Annotated in this window: 1 protein-coding gene; it reads left to right on the top strand. The window is 43.5% G+C overall.

Annotation, left to right across the window (positions count from 1 at the left end; genetic code table 11):
• The coding region (locus ACRCJ0_RS14290) for a CdaR family protein (RefSeq protein WP_431390882.1) at window positions 1–1,266 on the top strand (1,266 nt) is incomplete at its 5' end.
• Window positions 1,267–1,321: the final 55 nt, after the last annotated feature.

Raw genomic sequence — 1,321 nt, 5'->3', positions numbered from 1 at the left:
TTAATGTTTGTATACGTGAAGGCTGAGCAGTATTCAGAAAACCCAGTGAGTTTCTTCCAAAATGTCAGCGAAGCGACAACGGAAACGATTTATAACGTGCCTGTTTATATAGATGGAAACGTGGATGCGTATTATGTCACTGGTCTACCAGATAGCGTTTCTGTCAGTTTATCTGGACCAAAAAACTTAATCGAACAAACACTTGAAGCCGATGACTTCCGCGTCATCACAGAAGACTTAACCGATCTAGGCGAAGGGTCTCATTACATCCAATTACAATTGGAAAATGTTTCAGAAGCCGTTTCTTATGAGATTTCACCTTCAAGCGTCAATATTTCAATCGATTCGCTACAAACAACTGAATATCCAGTCCAAGTGGAAATGTCTAATGAATCTGCAGTTATGGATGGTTACGAAATTACAGATGTGTCTTTAAGCCAAGATTCTGTCACCTTAACTGGTTCGACATCTGACATTGAAAGCGTGAGCCAAGTTTATACAGTCGTAAACATTCCAGATAACTTATCTGAAGACTACACCACAACCGCCACTGTCATTACAGAAAATGCGGACGGTGATATCTTGAATATCAACACCAACCCAAGTGAGGTTGACGTGACAGTTCAAGTTTCGCCTGAAGGTGTGTCGGTCCCTATTGTGGCCAATATCACCAACGAACGCGAAGGCTACACCTATGAAGCAACGATTTTAGACAGCCAAAACGCGACTTTATCTGGTGACTACGATACCATCAATAACACTGAAAGCGTGTCTGCAACCGTTGATGTATCAGGGATTACAACAACAACTACTGTAGACGCGCCCATTGTCCTACCTGATGGTGTAACGAGTTCAGATCCTTCAAACGTTCGGGTCCAAGTGGTGCCAACCGCTACCGAGTCTTCGTCTTCGTCATCATCTAGCGCGTCATCTAGTGCCTCATCAGAAAGCGATGAGGATAGCGCCAGCTCAGACACCGCATCTAGCGAGTCTAGCGAAGAAAGTGCTACGAGTAGCGAAAGCGGCACTAGCGGTAATGAATCCACTATTGAAGAAGATACGACAAATGATAGCGACATCAGCGACAGCACCAGTTCAAGCACAAGCGAAGTTGGCGTAACGACTGGCGTCAGTAACAACTTACAAAATGGCAACGGCAATGTCCAAGCCGACCAAATCAATTCAACAAGCTCAGAAAGCGTCTCTAGCTCTTCTAGCGCAAATGTCTTTAACGGAATACTTGCTTTTTTAGCTAGTTTTTCCTAGTATTAACCAGTGTAATCTAGACTGCCTTTTTTCAAGGCAAGAAACATATCTATAA

This window comes from Aerococcus sp. L_32, assembly GCF_050689315.1.
This window is presented reverse-complemented; position numbering and strand designations above follow the sequence as displayed.